Source organism: Planctomycetia bacterium, assembly GCA_015075745.1.
Taxonomy (GTDB): Bacteria; Planctomycetota; Phycisphaerae; order UBA1845; family UTPLA1; genus UTPLA1.
The window spans coordinates 1,777,936-1,803,230 of record JABTTW010000001.1 but is presented as its reverse complement, the minus strand read 5'-3'; the positions used below and the strand labels follow the sequence as shown (position 1 = coordinate 1,803,230).

The window sequence follows — 25,295 nt, the reverse complement described above, 5'->3', positions numbered from 1 at the left end:
GATGGATGGAATGCTTACTTGCGTCCGGCGAGAATTCCCCAGATGCCGACACCGAGAACGGCGGCGCCGAGCCCACCGAAGACGCTGTAGTGAATGACGTCACTGGCGATCGGATTGAGGAACGACGGCCACACACCCTGAATCTGGCTCGCGGCAGCCAGGCCGATCAGTGACATGCAGATCAGCCCGAGGATCAGGGTGATGTTCATCGGCACGGCGCCGACCATCTCGCCGACGCGGGCCGCGGCTCTGGGTGCTGCGACGGCGACGGCCGATCCCGCCATGGCGGCTCCGGCAAACTCAGGCTCCGCATCATCGACGGCGACAATTCCCTCGCTGTCCTCGACCGTCTCTTCGGCCTCGGCGGAAATGATTTCCGGTTCGCCGTCGATGGCATCTTCCGTTTCAGTATCGGCCGCTTCGGTTGGGCTGATGACGTCGAGGAGCGCGGCGCCCAGGCTGGTGTCGTCGCTTTCCTGAGTGATGTCCAGCAGGCCGCTTCCGCTGCCGACGGTTTCCAGTTCATCGATGCCGCCGGAGATTCGGGTCTCACCCATAGGGTCGGCGTCGATCTGGAGTTCGTCATCATCGAAGACGCTGATTCCGGTCTTGCCGGTTCCGGCAGGGGCGGCGGGCGGCTCTTTCTTGACGGGGGCTGCTTCTTCCTCGGCGGTCGGTTCCAGGCTGATGATGCTCGATCCGGAGAGACCCAGATCGGGCACTTCGATGTCCACCGCCTCTCCTTCCATGGAGGGCGAGAGCTCAATGTCGGGCGAGATGCCGCCGAGCGGCGACATGCCCGCGGAGGAATCTTCACCGGACGGGAAGAGGTCGATTTCGCTGGTGAGTTCGTCTGCCTCCAGGGCCTGCGGCTTCTCCGCGGCGGGAAGATGTTCCGGGAAACTGTCGGCGGTCAATTCGACGACAGGCGAAGCATCCGCCTCGTCGTCCACCAGCCGAAAGTTCGAAGTACCGAGCGAAGAATCGGCCTCGGCCTCTTCGGCCGCGGGTTCGGCGCCGTCCAGCGCCAATTCTTCCGGCGCCGGCTGCGGGGTTTGATCGAGAATGCCCATGCTGGAGGACTCATCCTTCAGGCTAGAGAGCGCGTCGGCAAATGATGCGACGTCTTCGCCGCCGGCGTCCATGGCTTCGGCGGCATCGAGATCGACGATGCTGCTGCCTTCCTTGGCGCCGATCTGATTGACTTCGTCCTGACGGAAGAAGACCTTGCCGCCGTCGCGCAGCTCGTGCAGGCGACCTTCGGCGACGAGGGACCGAACTTCGGCCTCGGTCTTATCCAGATGTTTGCAGGCTTCCTCGAATGTGTAGAATTCGTTGGCCATGATGTTTAATTCCCAGGCTTGGCGCCGGCTTGGATAACCCACCCGTTACAACCCGCCGAATTCGACTTGCCACGCCGTTCGGCGCGATCCAGTCAAATGCCGGACCTCAGTCGTCGGCCGTGTGTGGCCGACAAGCCGAGCCGTTCATTCGGCGGGCGGAATGCTCCGATCCCTATTTCGAGTCCTTCTTACCGCTTGCCGCTCCACCCGACGACGGCATGCCCGGCACGCTGATGCTCAGGGCGTCTTCGGAATCGGCGGTTCCCCCACGTTCATTGCGCTCTGCAATGCGGCGCTCGTCATTGACGAGGCCGATGACTTCCTGGTACGTCGGGACGTCGTTATTGTAGTCCTTCAGGTAGCGGTCATAGTCAAACGACCTTGCCGCGACGAGCTTCATCTTTCGCGTGGCCGGCAGGTACTGGTAGCACCACACTGTTCGGGCATCGACGTCCATCATGAACAGGCCGTAGCTGTTCTTATCCAGTTGACCGGTGAAGGCGAAGATGCCGCGGGCGCCGACCATTGGGGCGTCGCCGAAGGCCGGCTGGGCCGCGAACGGTCCGGGGCTGCGGACGATCAGCGCGGTGGCAATGATCGAAAGCAGGATGGCGATGATCCAAAGCGCTGTCTGTGGCGACTGGCGCGACACCGCAACTGCACTGTCCTCGCGTGGCATGGCCTTCATGGGTCGTACCTTTGTACTTGCCGCCCCCGGATTGCACCCTTCATCAGATTATACAACCAGAACCGGCTCTCTCAAGGCGAAACCGGGCATCGTCCGTGGTGCCGACCGAGTCCGATTCGGCGCGTAGGCATATATCGGATAAGTCGTGGCTGATCCGCCGATAATCCCGCTATACTACTCGGCTTATGCCAAACGGCCGCCGCGACGCCGCCATCCAATCGTTGATCCAGCCCATCCCGCAGCCCGGTAACCTGGCGGCGCTGCGCCGTGTTGTCGGTCGTTTGCCGCATGCGGTGATGCTCGAGTCCGTCGCCCATAGCAAGACCTTCGGCCGGTACTCGATCTACGCATGGTCTCCCGCTCGCGTGATGGTCGGGCAGCCCGGTGGGCAAAGCGACCCATTCGATCAATTGCGGACCGTCTCCGGTCCGTGGGCGAATTTGGAGTCCGGTTCGGAGCTGCCGTTTATCGGTGGGTGGATCGGATACCTCGCATACGAGGCGGGTCGTTATGCCGAGCCGACGGCGGCGCGAGCGAGCGGCGAGACCGGACCGCTGCCGGAATGGAAGTGGTGCCTGTTTGATGCCGCGCTGATTCACGATCGGCTTCGCGATCAGTGGTTTGCGGCGGCGGTCGAGCTTCCGCCGGAGTTGGCCGTTGAGAAGCGCCCGAGCGCGAAAGAGCGCATGGGCGAAGTATTGCGCGTCGTGGTCTCGGCGAACTCCGAGGCTTCGTCCGCTGCGATGCGCGTGCGGTCCGGTGGGACGTGGGCCTATTCGCGGGAGAGCTATCTTGGCAAGGTGCAAAGGGCCCTGGACTACATCCGCGATGGAGATGTCTTTCAGGTCAATCTCGCCCGCATGTTTGAAGCTCAGATTGCCGCTGATCCCATCGACGTTTACCAGAGCCTCTGCGATGTGAATCCGGCGATCTACGCCGCGTATATTCAGGTTCCTGAGACGCCCAACGGCCCGTATCCGTCGGCGGTGATTTCATCTTCGCCGGAGTTGTTTCTCAGTCTGCTCGGCCGGCGTGTCACGACGCGGCCGATCAAGGGGACACGTCCGCGCGGCCGGACGGAGGCCGAAGACGATGCGGCGGCGGCTGAACTGGCCGTGAGCCAGAAGGATCGCGCCGAGCTCAACATGATCATCGATCTGGAGAGGAATGATCTCGGGCGTGTTTGCGACTACGGGAGCGTGCGTGTCCTGGAGGAGGGCTGCATTGAAGTGCACCCCACCGTTCTCCATCGGACGGCGAGCATCACCGGCACGCTCCGCGCCGACATGGACGCGATCGATCTTCTTCGGGCGGCGTTTCCCGGGGGCTCGGTGACCGGCGCGCCGAAGGTCCGGGCGATGCAGATCATCAGCGAGATGGAGCCACATCCTCGCGGGGCCTATTGCGGGGCAATCGGCTACATCGGCCTGGACGGCAATATGCAGCTCAATCTGGCGATTCGCACGATGACGGTCGCCGGCGGGCGCGCCCGATTTCATGTCGGCAGCGGCATCGTTTCCGACTCTGATCCCGAGGACGAGTTTCGCGAGCTGGCCGCGAAGGCCGCCGGGATGCTCAAGGCCCTGGGCGCCGATTCGGAGCCGGCGGTCGATGATGAACCCAGCACCGTCATTCATGTGTAAGGCGACTGCACATTCATCGCAGGGTGGCGAGCCCGCGAGCGTTTTTTGATTTTTGCCTCCTTCTGCTCTTCAATACCGCACGGGAACACAATGCCTGATTTCGTTTTTCTCAATGGCAAAATCGTGCCGGCCTCCGAGGCTCGGGTGTCGGTCTTCGACGCCGGCTTCACCCATGCGGCCGGTCTGTTTGAAACCATGCGCGCCTACGGCGGCAAGGTGATGCGTCTCGACGCTCATCTGCTGCGGCTCATGCACTCCGCGTCCACGCTGGAGATTCAGATGCCCGCGGCGATGGAGGCCGCGGTGCCTTCGGCGACCGACGATCTGCGGCGGGGTATTGCGGATGTCCTGACGGCGAACGAACTCAAGGATGCTCGGCTGAGGCTGGTCATGACGCCGGGCGACATTCCGCGACCGGGGCAGAATCCCGAGCATCGCGCGCCGCCCACCGTGCTGGTGACTGCGTCGCCGGTGCAGTCGTATCCCGAACAGCTCTATGCGCGCGGGATGCGGGTGTGCATCAGCCCCTACAAGCAGAACCGCCACGATCCGCTCGCCGGTCACAAGACGCTGGCCTACCTGCCGCGGCTATTGGCGATGAAGGATGCCGCCGATCGGCAATGCCAGGAAGCGCTGTGGTTCACCACGGAGAACAGGCTGGCCGAGGGGTCGATCTGCAATGTCTTCGTCGTCATGGGCGACAAGGTGTTGACACCGCCGGTCGACACGCCGGTCCTGCCGGGCGTTGTCCGGGCGTCGATCATCGAGGTGTGCCATGCCAATGACATTCAGGTTGAGGAAACTCCAATCGATATCAACATGCTCATGGAGGCCCATGAAGTCTTTCTGACCGGGACGGTGCTGGAAGTCATGCCGGTCACGTCGATTGAGAAGCACATGGTCGGCGACGGCGCGGTGGGGGAGATATCCAAGAGAATCGGCGGCCTGTATCGCGAACTTGTGGCTCGCGAGTGCGCCGTCGCCGACTAGCGGCGCGGCTGACTTCATGACGACCGGTTAGGGGCCGGCACGGCGATTTTCGCCTCTTCGATCCGCTCAATTGACTTTTGGACACGGGGAAGCCGCGTATCGCGGCGGCGCGAATTGACCCGGCGGCTCAAGAGAATGACAGATTTGTAATCATTTGGTTAATTGTTCGCCCGGCCCGCTGTTGTACAATCCGCTCGACGAAAGAACGGCCCAAGCTTGTCATGACAGAAACAGACCCTTCCCCGATTCTTCCTGCTGAAACAACGTCGCCCACCGCGAAAAGACGGAAGCTCTCGCTTTTCATCGGTGTTGCCGCGGTCACCGTGGGCGTGATATTGCTCGTCGTTCTCACACGAAAGAAGATGAGTGACGAGGAGCTTGCGGCAGCGCTCGTGGGTCGCTGGCGGGCGCTGGATGTGAGCAACGCATCGCTCCATCAACGTAAGGAGGGCGTCGCCACGGAAGAAATCGAATTCCGCTCCGACGGGACGCTGGAGTACGACATCACCCTTCCGCCGGGACAGGGAAAGCCGATCCTCGATCCCTACGCATGGGAGATCGTTCGCGGCAAGTTGCAACTTCGTTACACGGGGCCGGGAGCGACCGGTGATATGCTTCCGCGACTGAAGGTGAAGGTAAGCGACGGGCGCCTGAGCGTTCCACGGAGCGGTTATCCATTAAAGGAATTCGAGCGCGTCACATTCTAGGCGCAGGCATGGATTGAACGCCCCGCTTGATTTCGGGCGTTTATTCCGACGGGATCTGTTCGATGTTTTCAGCCGGAGAATGCGAATGATGCCCGCGATAGCGATGGATGCCGCGCAAAGCACGATAAGGAGGGGCGTTGGATTTCCCAATTCGAACCTGTTGGGCAGATACTTTCTGGTGTCCTACGCGGCGGTGTTGATCAATGCCGCGGGGCTCCTGCAATATCTTCAGGGGGGCGGCGGCGCGCTGACCGTCGCGTTCACCGCGGCGGCGTTTCTGACTTACTGTCTGATTTACCTCGCCCCTGTCTTCATTCCGCTGCTGCTTCTCGACTTTTTCATGTCCCGGTTTTCGCTGTCGCGCCGCGTCGGCCCGCGGGCCCGGCGATGGATCATCTGCACGATTGCGATATTCGGGACATCGTTGGTTCAGGTGCTCATCTACACCGATCGCATCATTTTCGACATGTATGGGTTTCATCTGAATGGGTTCGTCTGGAATCTCGTGTTCACGCGCGGCGGGTTGGCCTCGCTGGGCGGAAGCGACTCGACCAACCGAACGATCGCATTGATCATCATTTTTCTTTTCGCCGTTCAGGCGCTGCTCCTGGCAGTCGTGGTCGGCGTGCCTCGAATTCAGTTGTGGCTGGGCCGGCTGGTGACGCGTCGTCGCGTCGTGGTTGCATTCTGTCTTGCCTTCGGCGCCGGCATGTTTGAACGCACGACTTACGGCGTATGCAGCCTGCGCGGCTACCGCCCGGTGCTCGCTTCTTCGGGCATACTTCCGTTCTACATGCCGACCACATTGACCAAGCTGGCTCAATCGCTGGGCTTCGAGGTCGTGAGGCGGTCGGAGTTTGATTTCGACAACAGCTCCTCGCGCGTCTGTTACCCACGACACCCCATCGAGCGCGTGACGCTGCCGCACCCGCCGAACATCGTCTGGCTGGTCGCGGAATCGCTTCGGGCGGACATGCTGGATCCCGAGATCATGCCCGCCACCTGGAAGCTGGCGCAGTCGGCGGTTTCATGCAGTCAGCACTACAGCGGCGGCAACGGCACGCGCATGGGCATGTTCAGCATGTTCTACGGACTCTACGGCAGCTTCTGGTTTCCGATTTTTGACGAGCAGCGCTCGCCGGTGATGATGGATGTCGTCCATGACATGGGCTACCAGATGGACATGTTCACCAGCGCAAGCTTTACCTATCCCGAGTTCGATCGCACAATGTTCGTCAATGTGCCCGCGGACAAGCTTCACGAGGCCGGCACGGCACTGCCCTGGCGGCGCGATATCGAGAACATCGACAGTCTCCTCAAGTTCATTGATCAGCGCGACGTCTCGACGCCCTTCATGACGTTCATGTTCTTCGAGTCTACCCACGCGCCTTATCACTTTCCCAGTACCGCCGTCATTCGCCGGCCATACCTGGAAGACCTCAACTACGCCACGATGGACCTGCACAAGGACATTACGCCGATCAAAAACCGCTACATCAATGCCTGCAACCATGTCGATTCGCAGATTGCCCGGGTGTTGGATTACCTCAAAGAGCACGACCTCATGGACTCGACCATCGTCATGGTCACCGGTGATCATGGTGAGGAATTCATGGAGAACGGCCGCTGGGGACACAACTGGGGATTCACCGACGGCCAGACGCGGCCGCCGATGGTTCTGTCGATTCCCGGTCAGGGGCATCGAGAGATTACGCGTCTGACCAGTCATCTCGATATTCCGGCAACGATGCTGCCGCTGTTGGGCGTGAAAAATCCTCCGGCGGACTATTCTTTGGGCCACGACATTCTCGGCGACACGGAACGGACGTACACCGTCATTTGCGACTGGCACCACATTGCCCTCATCAACGAGGCTTACAAGATCGTGCTTCCATTCAAGGCCTACGGCTTCGCCGAAGAGACCATCACGACGCGCGATGACAAGCCGCCTCCGGAAATGAAGGGCTTTGAGGACTTCAACAGGACCCACCTGGTTCAGCTCTTGAACGACATGCGCACTTTTAGTCGTTGACGGACCGTGGCGTTTGGGCCGAATTCCGTTAGTCTGTTTGTGCATCCGGCAGAACAAAGTGCCCGGATGCGAAAGAGATGAAGACGCGCAAAAGCACATCAACAAAGCCGGCTCGCGGAGAGCCGACCGTTGCCGGACTCGCGGCGGCGATGGAGACGATCGCCCCGACCTGGGCCGCCGCCGACTGGGACAATGTCGGCCTGCTCGTCGGCAGTCCGAACTGGCCGGCGCGCAAGGTGCTGCTCACGATCGACCTGACGCCGGGCGTGCTCGATGAGGCGATCGCCGGCAGGTTCGACGTCGTTGTTGCGTATCATCCGGTGATTTTTAAGCCGAGCGCGAGGATGCTCCTCGATCGTCGGACGGCTCCCGGCCTTGCCGCTGAAGCGCTGTCTCATCGCATTGCCGTTTATTCACCGCACACGGCGCTGGACTGCGCCCCCGGCGGGACGAATGAGACGCTGGCGTCGCTTTGCCACCTGCGCGATGTGAGGCCCTTTGAGTCGGCGCGATCGCCCTCGCGACAGTTCAAGCTGGTCACGTTTGTTCCCGAGCGACATGTCGACCGCGTTGCCGAGGGACTCTTTGCCGCCGGCGCAGGCGTCATTGGCGATTATCAAAAGTGTAGCTACCGACTCAGCGGTCGCGGTACGTTTTTCGGCACGGAGTCCACGAAGCCGACCGAGGGGAAAAAGGGTCGACTTGAGACCGTCGAGGAAATTCGTCTGGAAGTAGTGCTGCCCGCGGAGAGGCTGTCGCAGGTCGTCGCCGCGCTGCGAGAGGTTCACCCCTACGATGAGCCTGCCTTTGATCTTTATCCGTTGGAGACTCCGCCGAATCCGTGCGTCGGGCAGGGCAGGATCGGGGCCTTTGCGAAGCCTGTGACCCTGCGGTCGCTTGCACGGGTACTCAAGAGGAAGTGCCGCGCCGCTAATGTGGTCGTGATCGGAAGTTCGTCGGAGTCTTTGCGCCATGCTCTCATCTGCGCCGGCTCGGCCGGGTCGTTGCCGTTTGAGATTCCCGGCCGTCCCTGCGGCAAGGGCGACGTGGTCATCACCGGCGAGATTCGTCATCACGATGCACTGGCCTACGCACGAAGCGGCGCGGCGGCTATTGCGCTGGGTCACTGGGCCAGCGAGCGGCCGGTTCTGATGCCTCTTTCGCAGAAGCTTCGGCAGCGAATGCCCGGTGCGGCGATTGTCATCAGTCGAAAGGACAGGGACCCGTTCAACCCGGCATGACGGCGCAAAATGCCGCATCCGTCGGACGTAAGGAACACATGACACCGACTGTTTTGAAATGGATGCTTGCGATCAGCTGCCTTGGACTCGCGCTACCCTTCGGTTGCGAGCGTGGCGGCGATGCCGCGCCGAGCGTGCGCGATCAACTCTCCATGGCGAAGGACCCGCCGACGAAGGCGACCGCCGAGCCGCCGCCGGCCCGAACGGAACCTGCGCCGGCCACCCCCAAGACTGTCAGCAGCCGACCCATTGCATTGGTCAACGGCTCGCCGATTGAGCGGCAGGACCTCGTCAATCTGCTCATCGAAACGCGCGGGCTTTCTCAATTGCAGCAACTGGTCCTCGCGGAGGTGGCCCGGCAGGAGACCAGGCGGCAGGGGCTCGATGTGAGCAATGCCGACATCGAGAATGAATACGAACACACGCTTCAGGCCGATCGCTTCAACGGCAGGGACCCCGACAAGCTCACGCCGGCCCGCCGGGAGCAGCTTATCGACGAGTGGATCACCTCGCGCGGCATCACGCGAAGGGAACTGGAGATCGCCATCGAGCGCCAGGCGCATCTGCGGCGGCTGGCCGAGCGGGAGGTGACCATCACGGAGGAGGCGCTTCGGGAGGAGTTTCGCATCAAGCACGGCGAGCGCGTCGAGGTCCGTCACATTCAGATCGCCGCGCCGCGCATCTGGCCGCGCATCAAGAAGCGGCTCGATGCCGGGGAGGACTTTGAGAAGCTGGTGCGCGACTTCAGCGAGAACGTGATCTCCCGCGAGAAGGGCGGCCTGCTTCCGCCGTTTGCTGTTAAGGACGATCCGACCGTGCCGCCGGAGTTCGCCACGCTGGCGTCGCAGCTTCAGCCGGGCGAGGTGTCGAACCCGGTCGAGGCGGAGGGGCGCTATCACATCCTCCAGCTTGTGCGCCGTATTCCGCCGGATGAACAGTCGTTTGAAGAATTGCGCCCGCTATTGGAGCGACATCTGCACGCGCGACTGGTCGCGCAGAAGATGGAGGCGCTTGGCGAGCGTCTCTTGATGCAGGCCCGGATCGACATTAAGGACGCGACCCTGCGCCGGCAATACGAAGAGCGGCGAACTGCCCGGCAGATCGTCGGGCCCCGGCTGCAATCGGAGTAGATCGCATTTTTTTTGGAAGTCGATTCGACTTCGGGTGAAACGATGACCGACCGCCGCGATGCACCGAATCTGACCATTCGCCCCGCCGACGCAGACGACGTGCCTGTCATTTTGGGGCTGATTCGTGAACTGGCGGATTACGAAAAGATGTCGAACGAGGTCGTCGCCTCGGAGGAGTCACTGAAGGCGTCGCTCTTTGGCGATCGCCGCGTGGCCGAGGTGCTCATCGGAGAACTGGATGGGGCGGCCGTCACCTTCGCCGTCTTCTTCCACAACTTCTCGACGTTTCTCGGCCGCCACGGCCTCTATCTCGAAGACCTCTACGTCAAGCCCGAGCATCGCGGGAAGGGATTCGGCAGGGCCATGCTTAGCCGGCTGGCGCAGATCGCCGTCGAGCGACATTGCGGCCGACTGGAATGGGCGGTGCTGGACTGGAACGAACCAGCCATCGGCTTCTACCGCAAGCTGGGGGCGGTGCCGATGGATGAGTGGACGGTTTTTCGCATCACGGGCCAACCGCTGCGCAAACTTGCGGGGAATTGAGCATTCTTCCACCCCGGCTGGAATGAACTACACGGCCGACGACGAATGACGGCGAACTCGTCTGGATAGCGATACCGCGCCGAGGGCGAGCATCGTAAGCGTCATCGGTTCCGGCACGGGCTGGAGCGTGATGAGAATATTCCCGTGGCCTTCGGCGAGCAGGCCCGAGTTTCCGAAGCCGTCGACGTGCATCGCGTAACTGATCGTTACTGAACTGCCGGCGGGAAGTATGCCCTGTTCGGACAAGTGAAATGCCCCGGAGATCGGGCCTTGTAGAAATGTGTTTTCGAAGTCGCCCCAGGAATAGGGATGGCTTGAATCGACGAAAATGTCCAGACCATGTGCCACCTGCATGGCCCAGGCGGGCAGGTCGTAATCGTAGGTGCCGGTGGCGGTCAGAAACAGATCAACGGATGGCGTGAGGTATATGTTGCCGGAAGAAATCGATCGGGTCCCGCCGTTGCCGTCGAATGCGATGTGCGACGCGGTGATCAGAAAGGAGGCGGTATCAGGCGTCCATGAAAAATCGAAATAGGAATGGGCCTGCGAGGCGCCGAGCGCGACGTCATATTGCTGACTAAAAGGGTTCGAGACCGTGACAGAGCCATCTTGAACGGTGTCATTGCTATCGTGAATCCGTGTGGCCAAATCCCATCGATCCACCGTAAAGCTGCCGAGCGCTGCCGAAGTCGGCAAGATCATCGTGCAGATCGGCACGGCAATAGCAATCATTTTCTGATTCACGCCGCTACTCCCTACTCAATTGTACCGAGTTGATGTGCTACGGTTCAATTCAGCATGCGGAGACGGGCACTGTAGAAATCCCTATTCGAGCCCGACGCGAAGCCCGAATGAGCACCGCGAAGCCAGCGAGGATGTGCATTAGTCCCACCCAGGCGGGCCAGGACGAGGCCTCGCGCGTGACTGCTGTCGGGGCGAAGAAGCCGAGGCGCATGAAGAGGAGGCCCTGCAGGAGCAGGACGAGACCGATCGCGGCGGCGGGGCGGGACATTCGGCGGTGGATGAGCAGCAGATAGGCCGTCACGAGGATGATGAACTCGCGAACGAATGGGAACACCGCCACGCCGAAGGAGAGCGACGTGGGGATGTTGGAGAGCAGCGTGCCCCAGGCGATTTCGTTGCCCTCTTCGCCGGAGGCCATCGTTGTCTCGCCGCCGGGCCCCATCCATGCGCCCTGCGGCGTGGTCACCCAGACGTGCCGCAGGTCTGTCACCAGGGTCGGCTCGTAGCCCAGCCGCTTCATCAGCGAGGCCGCCATGACGGCCCGACCGTCGCAGTCTTCGCGGAGCTGCCCGTCGTCGGCGGCGGCGAGCTCGAACATTTCCGCGACCGTCGGCATGTAGTCGGCCGAGCCCCACTGGTCCCAGTCCCAGGCGTATTCGACCTTCTCAAGCACGACGCGCTCAACAGCCCTTTGAACGACCGGCGGCGAGTCGGCATCGGCGGGGGCGGTGATCGTCAATCGTTCGCGCACCAACGCTTCAAGGCCCGCGAGCTGAGGGGCGTCCGGCGCGATCATTTGCTGCATGTCTCGAAGGTGGGAGATGTGCCGCGCCAGTTGCGACGGACTGGGAAACAGAACGAAGAACGTGACGACGGCGAAGATCGCCAGCTTGAGCGGGATTCGCCAGCACCAGACGAGCGCGGGTTCTCGTGTGCGATGGTCCGGCGATGCCGCGGCGGCTGAATGACGATCGGCGGAATGCATGACGGATCCCGCGTGTGGGTTGAGGTGTACCGGCGATCGCTATCCGCCGACGGGCTGCGTCGGATTCGCGGGCGGCGATGGCTGATGATCACGGTCGAACCAGAAGTTGAGCAGCAGGATCGCCACGCCGAAGACCAGCAGGGCGTCGGCGATGTTGAAGATCCACGGCCACAGTTCCAGCTTTCCGATCTTAGCCTCGATCTTCACGAAGTCGCGGACCACCGGTTGAAGGCCCGACTTGGAGGTGGGCGGCGGTTTGGGGAACTGTCGGGCATTGACGCCGTTGGGGAAGTCGCCGATGCGGATCGTATTCTCGCCCTCATCGACCAGCGTGCCGATGACCCTCGACCCGTCGGGATAGTGGGCGACATAGGCGGCCTGCGTGGCCCGGTCGTACAGGTTGCCCAGGGCGCCGGCGAGCACCAGCCCGAGGGCGATGTGCATGGACCATCGCTTGGTGGATGAGTTCGCGAAGAGGTAGAGCACAAACATGAGGGCCAGGACCGATGCGCCGACGAAGACCGGCGCCAGGCCGGCGCCGATGCCAAAGAGGGCACCGGGATTGAGCGAGAGCTTGTAACTGGCGAGGTTGGGGATGATCACGCGCGACTCGTGTGCGCCGAGTTCGCGAAAGGCCCAGGCCTTGGTCCACAGGTCGGCGGTCAGGCCGAGGACCGCGACGGTCCAGAGGCGCAGATGGCTGGGGGCGTGGGTGATGGCCCACTGAATGGTCGCACCGGATGCAGCAATGGTCGGGGGGGCGGGTTCTGACGTGGCCGTCATCATGAGGTTCCGTAGGTTCTTTCGTCCCGCCCTACCTGCGTCGCTGCTGTTCCTGCGAACGCTTGTATTCCAGACAGAATCGAGCCCAGGGCCTGATCTTGAGACGAGCCTTGCCGATCGGCTTGTGGGTGGCTTCGCAGATGCCGAAGGTCTTGTTTTCGATTCTGGCCAATGCGTCGTCGATATCCCGGAGCATGTCTCGCTCGTTGGCGACGAGGCCGAGGGTGAACTCCTGCTCGTAGTTGTCGGTGCCGATGTCAGCCATGTGGATCGGCATCATGGACAGATCGCCGCTGCCTTCGGAGCGCGTCTTGCGCAGAGCTTCGCTTTCCATGGTCTTGACCGAGCCGATCAACTCGGCGCGCTTCTGGACCAACTGCCCGCGGAAGTGCTCAAGCTCGGCATCCGAAAGATGAGTCATCGGCATCGGTGTGGTTGGCTTCGCGTTGTCCCCGTTACGGGGAATCGCGCCTCCGAGGGCGATCGTCGCCCTTCGACCATTCACCTTGGGCTGCCGCGAGCCGTTTGAATCCGCGCCGTTTATTTTCTTCGACGGTCTATCGTGACCGTTCGAATCTTCTCGACCCTTCGCCACGCCATTCCCTCCAGTGCCCGGTTGCATCCCTGCACCTGTTGAGTTAGAGCTCCGGCTCAGTTTCCGGACCAGCGCATCGGCCCCCGAAATAACTATTCGCGCGTGCGAACCGAGACCGGTTACTATATGACTTTCCGGGCGGTCTTGTCAAGCCGCGACGGCTGCACAAAGATATGTCCGAAGCGAAGCCCGGGGCGGAATTTCCATGCGGTAGTGCCATCATTATGGCACTATCCCGCGGCCCCGTCCCCGACCGGAAAAAACCTCGATGTCTCGATTCTCCTTTCAAATCCGGGCTGTCGCAGGGCGCGCCCGATGCGCGGTGCTCCACACCCCGCATGGTGAGATTCAGACGCCCGCCTTCATGCCGGTCGGGACGAAGGCCAGCGTCAAAGGCGTCACGCCGGACCAGCTCGTCGCCGCCGGCGCGAGCATTATTCTCGCCAACACCTATCACCTCGCCCTGCGTCCCGGCGCCGACATTGTCGCCGAGATGGGCGGGCTGCACCGATTCATGTCCTGGGACCGGCCGATCCTCACCGACAGCGGCGGCTTCCAGGTCTTCAGCCTGGCCACGCTCAACAGCATTGATGACGACGGGGTGACATTCAAGTCGCACATCGACGGCGCGGTACTGCGCCTTTCGCCGTCGGAGGCCGTCGAGATTCAGGAAAAGCTCGGCGCCGACATCATCATGGCCTTCGATCAGTGTCCGCCGCTGCCCGCTTCGCCGGATCTGCTTCGTCAGGCGGTCGATCGGACGATTCGCTGGGCGCGCGACTGCCGCGATGCGAAGCGACGCGACGACCAGGCGCTATTCGGCATTGTCCAGGGCGGGCTCGATCTCGACCTGCGCTGCCGCTGTCTCGACGAGATCGTGAAGCTCGACTTTCCCGGGTACGCGATCGGCGGCCTGTCCGTCGGAGAGGCGCCGGAGGAGATGGCCGCCTTTCTGAACGAATTCACCCATCGCATGCCCGACGACCGCCCTCGCTATCTGATGGGTGTCGGCCGGCCGATCGACATTTTGCGCGCGGTGAATACCGGCGTGGACATGTTCGACTGCGTTCTGCCGACGCGCAACGGCCGTAATGCATTCGCCTTTTGCGACGCCGGTTTCGTGCGCATCCGCAATTCCCGGTACAAGACCGACCCGCGTCCGCTGGTGGAGAATTGCGATTGCTACGCCTGCAGCCATTTCTCCCGGGCCTATCTGCGGCACCTGTTCCTGGCGGGGGAGATGCTCGGCCCGATGCTGGTATCACTGCACAATATCGCCTACTATCAACGCCTCATGCGGCGGATTCGGGAGACGATCGCCGCCGGCACTTTTCATGAGTTGCTCGCCGCGTTCGCCGCGTTCGAGGCGGGCCTGACGACCACGGTTGACAACGAGGACGCTGAATGATTCCGCTGATTTCGCTCATTGCACAAACGACGCAACCCAATCCCGCCGCCCCACAGGGACTTGAGTCACTGCTGCCGATGCTCGCCGTCATGGGCATCGTCATTTACTTCCTGATGATCCGCCCGCAGAGCAAGGAGCGCAAGACCCGCGCCGCGATGCTGGCCGCCGTCAAGAAGAACGACCGCGTCGTTACCATCGGCGGCATCCTCGGGACCGTGCTGGCCGTCAAGGACGACGAAGTCACATTGAAGGTGGACGAGTCCAGCAACACGAAGATCACCTTCAGCCGCTCCGCCATTCAGCGCGTGGTTTCCACCAGCCCCGGCGATTCGCCCGAGGCAGCCGCGGCCAAGAAGTGAGTGATTGGCGCGTGACACCGATTATTTGAGAATCACCGAGGCCGACATAGGTCCCTTCTGCAATCTCATCATGAATGGGGGGTGCCAATAGGCGCGTTCCCGTTCGGAGCGATCGCAATTACAGAGCTCATCACTGCGTCAATCCGGCAGTAGTTCGTCATCCTCCTCCTCGGTAAAGAACCGCAGGTGCGTGTCGCGCGTCGCGGGGGAGACGGCGACGCCGTCGTTAACCTCGTTGCCGCCTTCGCCCTCAAACTCATTGTGGTGGTAGATATTGGGGTCGGATTGATCGTTGATGGATCGCAGCTTCGAGAATTCTGCGTGGCCATCCGTCCATAGGAGAGTCATTCCGTCGCCCTGCCAGTTGTTCGAGTAGGTACGGCCGTTCTCGTAATCCGCCCGATCGCCCATGAAGACGCGCGGCAGGGTGGAATTCATCTTCAGCGCCGCCCCGGTCTGGCTCGTCTTGGGATCATTGTCGTATGAGAACGAGCAGTGCCAGCGCACCTGAGCGATGTTCGCTGGCGTAATTGTCATCTCGTCGGTGATCTCGGCGCCGTCCACCTCGGCGAGGATCGGACGCCCATCCTCGGTCAGGCGATTCGTGGCTTGATCCATCGTGTTGGGGTTGAGAAAGACCTCCGGCGGCAGTTGAAGTGCCCGGCCGAGGTGGCTGAGCCCGCGAAAGCTCCGCTCTTCCGGGTCGATGAGGGTTGCGAACCAGTCCTCATTGTCCTGAGCGTAGGCGAGGGAGCCGACGCCGAGGTCGCGGAGCCGGGCCAGGGCGACACTGCGGCGGCCCAGCTTTCGGGAACTGGATAGCGCGGGAAGGAGTATCCCAATCAGGATGGCGATAATCGTGATCGTGATGAGCAGTTCGATCAGCGTGAATCCGCGCTTCTTCATGCGCGCTTGTCCTTTCGTATGTCGGTCGGGGCGCCATCGCCGCGAGGCCGTCGATGATTTCGGGTTAGGATGAAACGCCCCGGGCCGGTGGTCCGAAGCTGTGGAAATCATTGGGGGATTGAGGGCGTGCATCGCCGCAAGGCTTCGCGCGAATGCGCGAGTTCATGAACGCCGAGAAAAATCGGCGCACGGCAAAGCACGGGCATCGTTGAAAGGAATTAGCGAGGTGGGGCGCGGGACGACGCACTGCGCGGGCGGCCCGATACGCGTGGAAGCAAGACGACGGCCGGCAGCGCCGGTCGGACTTCGCGGATATGCAACCAGAGTCCGACGAGCGCGACGATCAGCGCCGAATTCGCGACCGTCAGCCAGTGACAAATCTGGCAGCCTTCGGCCCCGAGCTCGTGCCCTTCCTCGTGGCAGTGAAGCATCGTCGCGGCGCCGGTGGCCACGAAGAGGATGCTCAGGGCGAGCAGGATTTTCAGGAATCGACGGTCCATTTTCATCCGTTCGGTCATAGCGATGGGCCAGGCCCACGAACTCGTGATGTGATGATAGTATATCAAGCGGCCCGGCGTGGCAATCAGACTGCGCGCATCGCGCGGGGAAACGTCGCCGACCCTAAGACGAGCCCCCGACTTCAGTCCGTGCGGTTCTCCATCCGCCTGATGTCGCGTGACTCAGTATGGTCATTCGAGAGTGCCTCAATTGTCGACATGTAGCGATGACAATCAGCCGTTCGTCGTTCAGGCCTGCGGCCGGTTCCCGATGGACTGCGTCAGGATTGAGTACGATCTCGCGCCCCGGCCGACGACCGATGATCTCGACGCGGCCATCGCCGTCGAATGGGACCGGCAACTGGCCCTCGCCAAAGACACCGATCGACTCCTCTTCAACGGTGAACTGCTCCGCTATGTGCGGCACGAGGTGCGGCCCTCGCCGCACGGCGAAGTTTTTACCCTGACCGTCGGGCCGACCTGTTACCGCGACTTCGTCGGCACCAATCTCTACAACAAGCATCGCCTCGCCGAATTCGGCTGGGAGCGCTTCGCCAATCCGATCGGCACCACGGCGACGATCGTTAGTGCCGACGACCGCATCTGCTACGGCCGGCGATCCTCGCGCGTCTCGTACCACGCGAATCACGTCCACACATTCGGCGGCGCGCTGGAAAAGGCGGACATGACGACCGAGGGCCGGATCGACGCTTTCGCCGCCGTCGCAAGGGAGCTTGAGGAGGAGTTGGGCCTGCGCCGCGAGGAGCTGCACGATCTCATCTGCGTCGGCATGATCCGCGACAAGGAAATTCACCAGCCGGAAATGCTCTTCGAGGCTCGTATCGAACTAACGGTTGAGGAACTGCGTCAGCGATGGCAAACGGCCGAGGCAAAGGACGAGCACGATGAGATCGTCTGGCTGCCCAACGAGCCGGGCGCCATCGCTCCCTTTATCCAGTCCTGCGGCCTCATTGCGCCCGTCGCCGTCGGCGCGCTCTTCATCCACGAGAGATTGCAGAAACTACCCAAGTCGTGAAGAACGGACGCCTTACTCGTCCTCGTCCTTGTGCGGCTTGTAGGCGGCGATGATGGCCTGGGCCTCGTTGCTGGGTACCGGTTCGTAGTGGGATAGCTCCATGCTATAGGTGCCCTTGCCGCCGGTGATCGAGCTGAGGCGCGAGTGATAGTCCGACACCTTGGCCAGCGGCACCTGGGCGGTGATGATCGTCAGGTTGCCCGGCAGCATGTCCTGCCCGCTGGGCCGCCCGCGGCGCTGGGCGAGGTCGCCGGTGATGTCACCGACGTTCTCGGAGGGACAGGTCACTTCGATATCCACAATGGGTTCGAGCAGGACGGGCTTGGCCTTCATGATCGCATCCTTAAAGGCATATTTGCCGGCGGTCTTGAATGCGACTTCTTTCGAGTCCACGGGGTGATGCTTGCCGTCGGTGATCATCACCTTGATGTCCTGAAGCGGAAAACCGGCGAGGGCTCCGAGGCCCATGAGTTCGACGACGCCCTTCTTAATGGCTGGCTCGAATTGTCCGGGAATCGCTCCGCCGAAGATGTCCCACGACCACTCGAGCGACGGCTCGCTGCCGCGCGGCAGCGGCTCCACCTTGAGGAAGACCTCGCCAAACTGGCCCGCGCCGCCGGTTTGCTTCTTGTGGCGGTGATGCCCGTCGGCCTTGCCGGTGATCGTCTCCTTGTAGGGAATCTTGGGCGGCTTGGTGTTCACGTCGAGCTTGAACTGGCGGTGCATCTTCGCCAGGATGACGCGCAGGTGCATGTCGCCGACGCCGCTGATGACCAGCTCGTGCGTCTGCGGGTCGTGATGGGTCTTGAAGCACGGATCGCAGTCGGTGAATCGGCGCACGGATTCGGCGATCTTTGTTTCGTCGCCCCGGGCCTTCGGTTCGACCGCCAGCGAGTACATCGGGTTTGGAAACTTCGGCATCGGCACCTTGCCTTCAGTCTGCTGGTCGAAGACGGTGTCGCCGATGTGCAGCTCCAGCTTGGCCACCGCGAAGATATCGCCGGCCAGACCTTCGTCGGTCTCCTTGTGTTCGTGTCCCTGAAACTTCAGCAGGTGGCCCGGACGGACGCCCTTTTTTTCACCGGAGGTCGTCAGGTTGGCATCGCTCTTGAGGTGGCCGGAAAAGGCGCGGATAAAGGCGTACTTGATGTTGCTCTTCGGCTCAATGGCGATCTTAAAGACCTGTCCGCAGAAGGAGCCGTTCGTGGGCAGGGGTTTTTCCTCGCCCCCGATGATGAGTTTTCGCTGCTTGCCGTCCAGCGGTGAGGGGCAGCACTTGGCGATGAAGTCGAGGAGCTCCTTGATGCCGACATTGGCCAGCGCGTTGGTGTAAAGCACGGGGACGATCTTGCCGTCGGCGACGGCCTTGGGCAGGTGGGCGATGACGTCGTCAACCGACAGTTCGCCCTCTTCGAAATACTTGTTCATCAGTGCGTCATCGACTTCCGCGACGCGCTCCATGACGTCCTTGTGGCACTGCGCGATGCTGCCGAAATCCGACTCGCCGTCAGGGCTGCTCACGCAATCGACCACGCTTTTGCGCCCTGGCGCCGGCAGGTTGATCGGTGTCAACTCCGGCCCGAAGCTCTCTTGAAGGGCCGTCAGCAGCTCGGCGAGATCGGCACTGGGGGCATCGATGTGGTTCACAACGATGATGCGGGCCAGGCCGAAGTCTTTTGCCTGTTCGCGCATCCGCCGCGTGTTTACCTGGATGCCGGCGGCGGCGTTGATCACCACCATCGCCGTCTCGGCCGCGGCGAGCGCAGCGATGGCCGGACCGAGGAAGTCGGGCGAGCCCGGCGTGTCGATGAGGTTGAGCACCTTGTTCTCGTGAACGATGCTTAGAACGTGCGAATCGATCGAGCAGCCGCGTTCCTTCTCCTCGTCATCCGTGTCGAGGTGGCTGGTCTGGTCGGCGACTTTGCCCAGCCGGCTGGTGACGCCGGTGGCGTGGAGAAACGCCTCGCACAGTGAGGTCTTTCCAGATCCGGTGTGACCGACCAATGCGACATTGCGGATATCCGCGGTGGTATAGCTGGGCATGGGGCCTCCGACTCAGGTTGAATGAAGGATGGATCGTGTTTTCTTACCCTGCCTAAAAAAGACGCGTCCGGCGGGTTGCGACCGCCGACCGGCGCGCAGAAACAGCATGTTACCGGCCCGGGAAAACGGCTTCAAGGCGGGGGGAACCCTCGGCTCAAACGAAGATTTCGCGTGAATAGCCGTGCCGGCGTCGATAGAATGTATCAGCGACGAACCACGGGAGTGAACGGTGATGGCTCAATGCGATCGTATTACGGTTGATCCGGCACAAATGGGGGGAGTGCCCTGCATTAGGCACCTTCGAATTCCCGTGGCAACCATCGTCGGCCTGATCGCGGAGCGTCGTACCGATGCGGAGATTCTCGCCGACTATCCAGACCTTGAACCGGATGATATTCGTCAGGCGCTGGTCTATGCCGCCGAGGCGGTTCGCGAAAGACAACTCCCGATGCGCGTAGCCTGATGCGCTTCTTGATCGACAACAGCATGTCGCCTCGATCATCGAACTGCGTTGCCCACCTGGGCCAGCGCCGGGATCCGCAGCACGTCCGCGCTGCGGAATTGCTCTACGCCGCGAATGACTTCCTCGGCCACCGCGGCGCGCTGGTCTTCTTTAAGACCGTCGTACACCTTGCGCAGGCTGCCGCCCATCTGGGACATCATCTCCCAGAACTCGGCCCCGCTCCTGGCGAAGATCGAGAGCCGCACCGGTTGCACGCGTATGTCCTTAAACCCCGCGGCGGAGAGCGCCCCCTCAAGCTGACCGGGCTCCGAGAGCTGCGCCATGCCCGGCTTGGTCGCGTCCAGCGGCGGCAGATTGACCTGCCGGTTCAGCGCCGTGTTGATGATCTTGAAGCCCGGCGAGTTTTCCTGGGGGGTCCATGTCGCCATGGCGAACCGCCCGCCGGGCTTGAGCCAGGCGCGCACTCTCCGCAGCGCCGCGACGACGTCTTCGCAGAAGATGAACGACCATCGTCCGCTGGCCGCGTCGAGCGAGCCGTCGGCGAGCGATAGCTCTTCGATGGGGCAGGTGTGGAATTCGATATTGGTCAGTCCGAAGCCCGCCGCCCGGGCGCGGGCGGTCTCGACCATTTCCGCGACGGGATCAATCGCGATGACGCGGCCGGTCTCGCCTATCTTCTCGGCAATGGCAATCACCGGGTCGCCGATGCCGCAGCCGACGTCGAGCGCCGTTTGTCCCGGCGACAGATTCAGCGCCTCGACGATGCGATGCGTGACCGGCCAGCTGTAGGCGATGTTGTGCGCCTCCCACCGTCGCCATCCGCCGGCGGCGGCGGTCCAGTCGGAGACAATGCGTTCGCGTGTGGATTGGGGTTGTGCCATAGTCCCTACGCGGCACTGATGGGAACGAGACGGAATACCTTCGCCAGTTTTCCGGCCGCGGATGTGTTGCCCGACCGTAGCGCCTCGCGCACCCGGTCCAGTTTCTTCGCCTCGTCAACGGTCAGGTACGGCCCCCAGCCGTCCGGGTCGTTGATCAACTCCAACTGGACCTCGGCGATATAGTCCCCCTCGCGCAGCAATTTCACTTGTGTGTCTTTGCTCATGACTTTCTCCGCGTCGTCGGGCTCTGCCATCGATCCGGATCTGGCCGATACGCTGTCACAAGAACAGCCGGAGTCGTTGTACCCCTGCGGATTCCCCATACTGCATGAATGGGCCCGCCCGCATGATCAGATTGTAGCACAAGAACGCATCGGCCTTTCTGGTAATCGGGGTAATCCTCGATTTCCTGGGCCTCCGATACGCCCCTTAACACCTCGTCGACTGTAAGGCCGTCGGCCGCGAGTTCATCATATCCATGGTCCGAGATGACAACTTCACCGGCTGCGATCAAGGCCTTAATCAATCCAAGTGTGGATTCCATCTTCAATGACTCTCAGATGGTCCGACATCATGAGACTGAATGGCTTTTCGGTCAATCCAGTGAGGGCGTGAATCGGTATGGTTCAATCTCCCGTCTTCGGTAACAACGATTCGCCCAAAGGAAAACTCGGCTACGCCGCTTCCTTCGACTGCTGGCCCTCCGCCTTGACCTTCAACTCCACCTTCTTCCCGTCGCGGAGGACGACCACCGGCACCAGGTCCCCGGGCTTGTACTTGCGCAGTGAATCCATGTAGGTGTACACGTCCGTCACCTTGACGCCGCCGATCTTGTAGATGCGGTCGCCGTCCTTCATGCCCGCCTTGGCCGCGGCGCCGCCCTCGACGACGCCGGTGATTTCATAGCCCTCGCCCTCGGTCTCACCGTAAGAGGGCATGATCCCCAGTCGCACCGGCGGCATCGGCGTCGACGTCACGTCATCCGGCATGTCGGCATGCGGGTCTTTCTCGGCTTTCTTTTCAGCCTTTTTCGCGGGCTCTTCGTGCGTCTTCTTGATGGCGGATTTTCTGACGTTCTTCCGAGGAGTCTTCCCACGATTAGTATTCGCCATTTGTTGCGCCATTGCATCAATGGCCCTCGCCGCGCTCGGCTCCAGTCTCTTCAACGCTGACTCGTACGCCCGCTTTTCTTTCTCGCGATCATCGCGCATCTGGCTGAGCTTCTCTCCTGTCGCGCTCCTCGGCCGCAGCGTGATTTCCAGCGTCGTGTCCGGCCGATTCGCGTCGAACTTCACGGTGATCTCGAAGTCGTCCGTCTCCTGGACGAGGGTATCGCGAATGACCTGCGCCAGTTGGGCGATGCGCGGCACGCTCGCCAATTGGCGTCGCTGGTTTACGAGCGCGTCGTAGGCAGTCGTGAGCGTGGCGCATTCCTGCTCAAGCCGCAGCATGGCGGTGCGTTTTTGTTCCTTGTCCTGAAGCTCTGCCTGGGCCCCCGCCAATCGTTCGCGGATCGCCAGCAGTTGATCCTGCGCCTGCTTATATTGGCGCCTCGCCTGGTCCTTTTGTCTGACTCGATACTGAAGCGCCTTTGTGGCTCTTTCTTCCGAAACCCGGTCCGCCGCGAAATCGCGCACGGCCCTGGCGGCGGCCACGTCAGGATGGTCCTCGACGTCGTCCTTATGACGCGCCGTTGCCTCGACGAGCTTCTCCTCGGCCTCGGCGGCCTTGTCTTCAAGCCGCTGAATCTTTTTGTCCTTTTGTAACAGCGCTTGCAGGTCCGGCGTGATCGGCATGTCCTCCGGTCTGACCTTGTCAAACTGCTCGAAGACTGTCCGCTTGCCGTCCATGTCCATGGCCAGTTCCGTCTCAATCGCGGTGAGGGTCAGCACCTTCTCTCTCAATTCATCCACCCCTGTCCCCGTCTGCGTTGCCCTTTGGCGATACTGATCGAGCTCCGACCGCTTGTCGTCCAGCATCATCCTTGCCCGGGCAATATCGAGATCCATCTTTGCCAGAGCGTCATCCATGCCGGCCGCTGGGCGCTCATGGGCGTGCGCAGTGGGCGCGGGGCGAGCATGCGCCGTTGGCGCTGGCTCGGTCGCGTGTGCGACGGCAACCGCCTCGCCGAATTGAATCTCCTTGCGAAGCGTCTTCCCGTCTCGCTCGATGACCGCCGTCGTCTTATCGCCGAACTTGAGACTCCCCAGAATCTCCAGAAGCCCCTCAATGCCCTCCACCTGCTTGCCGTCCAGTCGCGTCAGCCGGTCGCCCGCTCGAAGGTCCGTCCGCGCGGCCGGGGTGTCGTCCATCACTTCGCCGATCAAGATGCCGCCTTCGGTGTCGGACGTATCAGGCCTGATCCCCAGTCGCACCCCGTCGCCGGGCCCCGCGCTCGCTGCGCTGACCGGGGCCTCGTGCGGATTGACGCCCGGCGCGGCGGCCGCAACCGCCACGTCATCGTCTTCATCCTCATCGTCCGGCCTGCCGATGCGCGGCCTGCGCGAATCCTTGGCGAACTGCGGCGCGACCTGTCTGGAATCAATCGCGTCGATGATGTCCGCTGAGAACTTGGCGATGCGGATCGCCCCGTCAATGTTCAAGAGCGGCGTGTCGTCGTCCGGCTGGTGATACTGCTTGTGCAAGCCGGTGAAGAAGAAGAGCACCGGGATGTCCTTGTTGTAAAAGCTGGTGTGATCGCTCGGCCCCCGGCCGCCGCCGCCGTCCTTCACTTTCAGACCATGTTCATCCGCGAGGTCGCGCACCATCTCCTCAAAGTCGCCGGTCCTCATGCCGCCGACCTCCAGGGTGTCCTTGCGCAGCCGACCGATCATGTCAAAGTTCAGCATCGCCGTCGCCTTTGTCAGATCGATCGTCGGCTTGTTGGCGAAGTGCGCCGAACCGAGCAGGCCGCGCTCCTCACCGGTGAACAGCATGAGCAGGATTGACCGATTCGGCGCACGCCCGCGAGAGTAGGCGTCGGCCATGGTCATGATCAGCGCCGTACCGCTGGCGTTGTCGTCGGCCCCGTTGCTGATGTCTTTCTCGGGGTCGAAGCCTTCCTCGCCCTTGTGGCGAATGCCGAGGTGGTCGTAATGGGCCCCGAGGATGATGTACTCGTCCTTGTTCGGCCCCTTGCCGGGAATCAGCCCCACCACGTTCCTCACCGGGCTCTCCACCGCGGTGATCTTCACCCGACCCTTCACGCTCACGCCTTTGAGCAGCGTCGACATCGGCTCGTGCGAGTTGTCGATCTTCTCTTCGATCGTCGCCAGGTCCGGCATGCCCCCGGCCTTGAGCATGCGCTCGGCGACCGCCCGCGAAATGTGAAGCATGGGCACGCCGTAGGAGGGCGGCGTCATGCCGAAAGCCGCCCCGGATGACTCGTCGAACGAATAGAGCTTGTCCCCGTCATCGTCGAAGGTCGGGTTCACGATGAGGATCGCCTTCGCGTCCCGGGCATTGGCCCGGCTGGACTTGGAGCGGAAGGACATGTCGGCCATACCGAACTCCGCGAAGCGCGGCGCGCGGCGCATCATCAGCACGACCTTGTCCGCCACGTCGATGTCTTCGTAGTCGTTGTAGTCGTGATCGTCGTTCACGATGCCGTAGCCGACAAAGACCACCTCACCGTCAAAGGCGGCGGACGAGGAAAACGGAAAGGGCCGGTAGTCTTCGTGCAGCTTCGCCGAGCGACTGGCCGGTCTGCCGTCGGTGCCGATCTTCAGCCGCGTGCCGCGGGATATCTTTTTCCACAGTTTGAGAGAAAAGTTCTGGAAGTAGGTGCCGTCGTCGCCCGCCGGTTTGACGCCGCAGTCCTCGAAGTAGTCGGCAATGTATTCGGCGGCCTTGTCGATCCCCTCCTGCCCCGTGCCGCGTCCCTCCAGCTCGTCGCTGGCGAGGTACGAGACATGATCGAGAAAGGCCTGCCGGGAGAAGAGCGATTCGTCAGCCGATCGCCGGTCGCCGGCGACAGCGGCCAGCGCGTTACTTGCCAGCACCAGGGCGAGGACGACCATGCTCCGCCCGATCGATCGCGGCGCGTGGAATGGTGAATGTGAGGTACGGCGAAATTCACGAAGGTTCATGCGGCGACTCCAGTTGGCTCCCCCGAAGCATGGCGAACCCGACCCACGGGCACCAAGGCCCCCGGCCCCGCCCGAGACGGACGTATCGGATATCTGTGTAAACGATCTTACCGCAAGGGCTATACGCCCCCAAATAAAGGGCGTTCTAAAATCCAAGGGTTTATGATGACCGGAGACAAACAACCCACCG

The 25,295-nt window shown here is 62.1% G+C and carries 24 protein-coding genes; 11 read left to right on the top strand and 13 right to left on the bottom strand.

From position 1 onward, the window contains the following. Nucleotides 1-14 precede the first annotated feature (14 nt). Together HS101_07120 and HS101_07115 are read right to left on the bottom strand one after the other, a co-directional pair. Nucleotides 15-1,343, bottom strand: coding sequence for a helix-turn-helix domain-containing protein (locus HS101_07120; GenBank protein MBE7506045.1), 1,329 nt, complete (start codon nucleotides 1,341-1,343; stop codon nucleotides 15-17). 172 nt (nucleotides 1,344-1,515) lie between these two features. Next, a complete protein-coding gene (locus tag HS101_07115; protein ID MBE7506044.1) occupies nucleotides 1,516-2,031 on the bottom strand; it encodes a hypothetical protein in 516 nt (171 codons plus the stop codon). Nucleotides 2,032-2,216: 185 nt separating this feature from the next. Here HS101_07115 and pabB point away from each other — a divergent pair, with 185 nt between their 5' ends. The 7 genes from pabB to HS101_07080 all read left to right on the top strand — a co-directional run bounded on the left by pabB (nucleotide 2,217) and on the right by HS101_07080 (nucleotide 10,317). Next, on the top strand, nucleotides 2,217-3,674 hold the full coding sequence (gene pabB, locus HS101_07110; protein ID MBE7506043.1) for an aminodeoxychorismate synthase component I: 1,458 nt from the start codon (nucleotides 2,217-2,219) through the stop codon (nucleotides 3,672-3,674). A gap of 90 nt (nucleotides 3,675-3,764) precedes the next feature. Further along, nucleotides 3,765-4,664: an aminotransferase class IV gene (locus HS101_07105; protein MBE7506042.1), complete on the top strand. Its 900-nt coding sequence runs from the start codon at nucleotides 3,765-3,767 to the stop codon at nucleotides 4,662-4,664. A gap of 221 nt (nucleotides 4,665-4,885) precedes the next feature. Next, nucleotides 4,886-5,371, top strand: coding sequence for a hypothetical protein (locus tag HS101_07100; protein ID MBE7506041.1), 486 nt, complete (start codon nucleotides 4,886-4,888; stop codon nucleotides 5,369-5,371). Between the two features lie 85 nt (nucleotides 5,372-5,456). After that, a complete protein-coding gene (locus HS101_07095) occupies nucleotides 5,457-7,403 on the top strand; it encodes a sulfatase-like hydrolase/transferase (GenBank protein ID MBE7506040.1) in 1,947 nt (648 codons plus the stop codon). A 77-nt stretch (nucleotides 7,404-7,480) separates the two neighbouring features. Then, complete coding sequence (locus HS101_07090) at nucleotides 7,481-8,644, top strand: Nif3-like dinuclear metal center hexameric protein (GenBank protein MBE7506039.1); 1,164 nt, start codon at nucleotides 7,481-7,483, stop codon at nucleotides 8,642-8,644. Between the two features lie 38 nt (nucleotides 8,645-8,682). Beyond that, on the top strand, nucleotides 8,683-9,774 hold the full coding sequence (locus tag HS101_07085) for a peptidylprolyl isomerase (GenBank protein ID MBE7506038.1): 1,092 nt from the start codon (nucleotides 8,683-8,685) through the stop codon (nucleotides 9,772-9,774). 42 nt (nucleotides 9,775-9,816) lie between these two features. Next, the gene (locus tag HS101_07080; GenBank protein MBE7506037.1) at nucleotides 9,817-10,317 is read left to right on the top strand and encodes a GNAT family N-acetyltransferase; all 501 of its coding nucleotides are present in this window, start codon (nucleotides 9,817-9,819) and stop codon (nucleotides 10,315-10,317) included. Between the two features lie 27 nt (nucleotides 10,318-10,344). On the opposite strand, the gene HS101_07075 is transcribed toward HS101_07080, so the two are convergent. From HS101_07075 to HS101_07060, 4 genes are read right to left on the bottom strand one after another with little or no spacing between them, the layout of a single operon-like run. Next, nucleotides 10,345-11,061 carry a hypothetical protein gene (locus tag HS101_07075; protein ID MBE7506036.1) on the bottom strand — a complete coding sequence of 239 codons (717 nt, stop codon included), beginning with the start codon at nucleotides 11,059-11,061 and terminating at the stop codon, nucleotides 10,345-10,347. A gap of 49 nt (nucleotides 11,062-11,110) precedes the next feature. Beyond that, nucleotides 11,111-12,046 (bottom strand): hypothetical protein, encoded by a 936-nt coding sequence (locus HS101_07070; protein ID MBE7506035.1) that lies wholly within the window; start codon nucleotides 12,044-12,046, stop codon nucleotides 11,111-11,113. 39 nt (nucleotides 12,047-12,085) lie between these two features. Then, entirely contained in the window at nucleotides 12,086-12,829 is a 744-nt protein-coding gene (locus HS101_07065) for a signal peptidase II (GenBank protein MBE7506034.1), read from the bottom strand. A 31-nt stretch (nucleotides 12,830-12,860) separates the two neighbouring features. Then, nucleotides 12,861-13,424, bottom strand: a complete 564-nt coding sequence (locus HS101_07060) for a TraR/DksA C4-type zinc finger protein (protein ID MBE7506033.1) — start codon at nucleotides 13,422-13,424, stop codon at nucleotides 12,861-12,863. A gap of 268 nt (nucleotides 13,425-13,692) precedes the next feature. Between HS101_07060 and tgt the strand changes: the two genes are divergently transcribed. Both tgt and yajC read left to right on the top strand, forming a co-directional pair. Next, nucleotides 13,693-14,832: a tRNA guanosine(34) transglycosylase Tgt gene (gene tgt / locus HS101_07055; protein MBE7506032.1), complete on the top strand. Its 1,140-nt coding sequence runs from the start codon at nucleotides 13,693-13,695 to the stop codon at nucleotides 14,830-14,832. Next, nucleotides 14,829-15,191 carry a preprotein translocase subunit YajC gene (gene yajC / locus HS101_07050; GenBank protein MBE7506031.1) on the top strand — a complete coding sequence of 121 codons (363 nt, stop codon included), beginning with the start codon at nucleotides 14,829-14,831 and terminating at the stop codon, nucleotides 15,189-15,191. The genes tgt and yajC overlap by 4 nt, the downstream gene beginning before the upstream one ends. A 138-nt stretch (nucleotides 15,192-15,329) precedes the next feature. Here the strand turns inward: yajC and HS101_07045 are convergent, their stop codons facing one another. Further along, entirely contained in the window at nucleotides 15,330-16,097 is a 768-nt protein-coding gene (locus HS101_07045; protein MBE7506030.1) for a prepilin-type N-terminal cleavage/methylation domain-containing protein, read from the bottom strand. Nucleotides 16,098-16,315: 218 nt separating this feature from the next. Then, a complete protein-coding gene (locus tag HS101_07040; protein ID MBE7506029.1) occupies nucleotides 16,316-16,597 on the bottom strand; it encodes a hypothetical protein in 282 nt (93 codons plus the stop codon). Nucleotides 16,598-16,805: 208 nt separating this feature from the next. On the opposite strand from HS101_07040, the gene HS101_07035 reads away from it, so the two are divergent. Further along, the gene (locus tag HS101_07035; protein MBE7506028.1) at nucleotides 16,806-17,630 is read left to right on the top strand and encodes an NUDIX domain-containing protein; all 825 of its coding nucleotides are present in this window, start codon (nucleotides 16,806-16,808) and stop codon (nucleotides 17,628-17,630) included. 12 nt (nucleotides 17,631-17,642) lie between these two features. Here the strand turns inward: HS101_07035 and HS101_07030 are convergent, their stop codons facing one another. After that, nucleotides 17,643-19,673: an elongation factor G gene (locus HS101_07030; protein ID MBE7506027.1), complete on the bottom strand. Its 2,031-nt coding sequence runs from the start codon at nucleotides 19,671-19,673 to the stop codon at nucleotides 17,643-17,645. A gap of 232 nt (nucleotides 19,674-19,905) precedes the next feature. On the opposite strand from HS101_07030, the gene HS101_07025 reads away from it, so the two are divergent. Further along, a complete protein-coding gene (locus tag HS101_07025) occupies nucleotides 19,906-20,136 on the top strand; it encodes a DUF433 domain-containing protein (GenBank protein ID MBE7506026.1) in 231 nt (76 codons plus the stop codon). 35 nt (nucleotides 20,137-20,171) lie between these two features. On the opposite strand, the gene HS101_07020 is transcribed toward HS101_07025, so the two are convergent. The 4 genes from HS101_07020 to HS101_07005 form a co-directional block, all read right to left on the bottom strand. After that, on the bottom strand, nucleotides 20,172-21,017 hold the full coding sequence (locus HS101_07020) for a methyltransferase domain-containing protein (protein ID MBE7506025.1): 846 nt from the start codon (nucleotides 21,015-21,017) through the stop codon (nucleotides 20,172-20,174). A gap of 5 nt (nucleotides 21,018-21,022) precedes the next feature. Continuing rightward, complete coding sequence (locus tag HS101_07015) at nucleotides 21,023-21,241, bottom strand: hypothetical protein (protein MBE7506024.1); 219 nt, start codon at nucleotides 21,239-21,241, stop codon at nucleotides 21,023-21,025. After that, complete coding sequence (locus tag HS101_07010) at nucleotides 21,238-21,561, bottom strand: DUF4258 domain-containing protein (protein ID MBE7506023.1); 324 nt, start codon at nucleotides 21,559-21,561, stop codon at nucleotides 21,238-21,240. The genes HS101_07015 and HS101_07010 overlap by 4 nt, the downstream gene beginning before the upstream one ends. A gap of 130 nt (nucleotides 21,562-21,691) precedes the next feature. Further along, a complete protein-coding gene (locus tag HS101_07005; protein MBE7506022.1) occupies nucleotides 21,692-25,105 on the bottom strand; it encodes a M28 family peptidase in 3,414 nt (1,137 codons plus the stop codon). Nucleotides 25,106-25,295 lie beyond the last annotated feature (190 nt).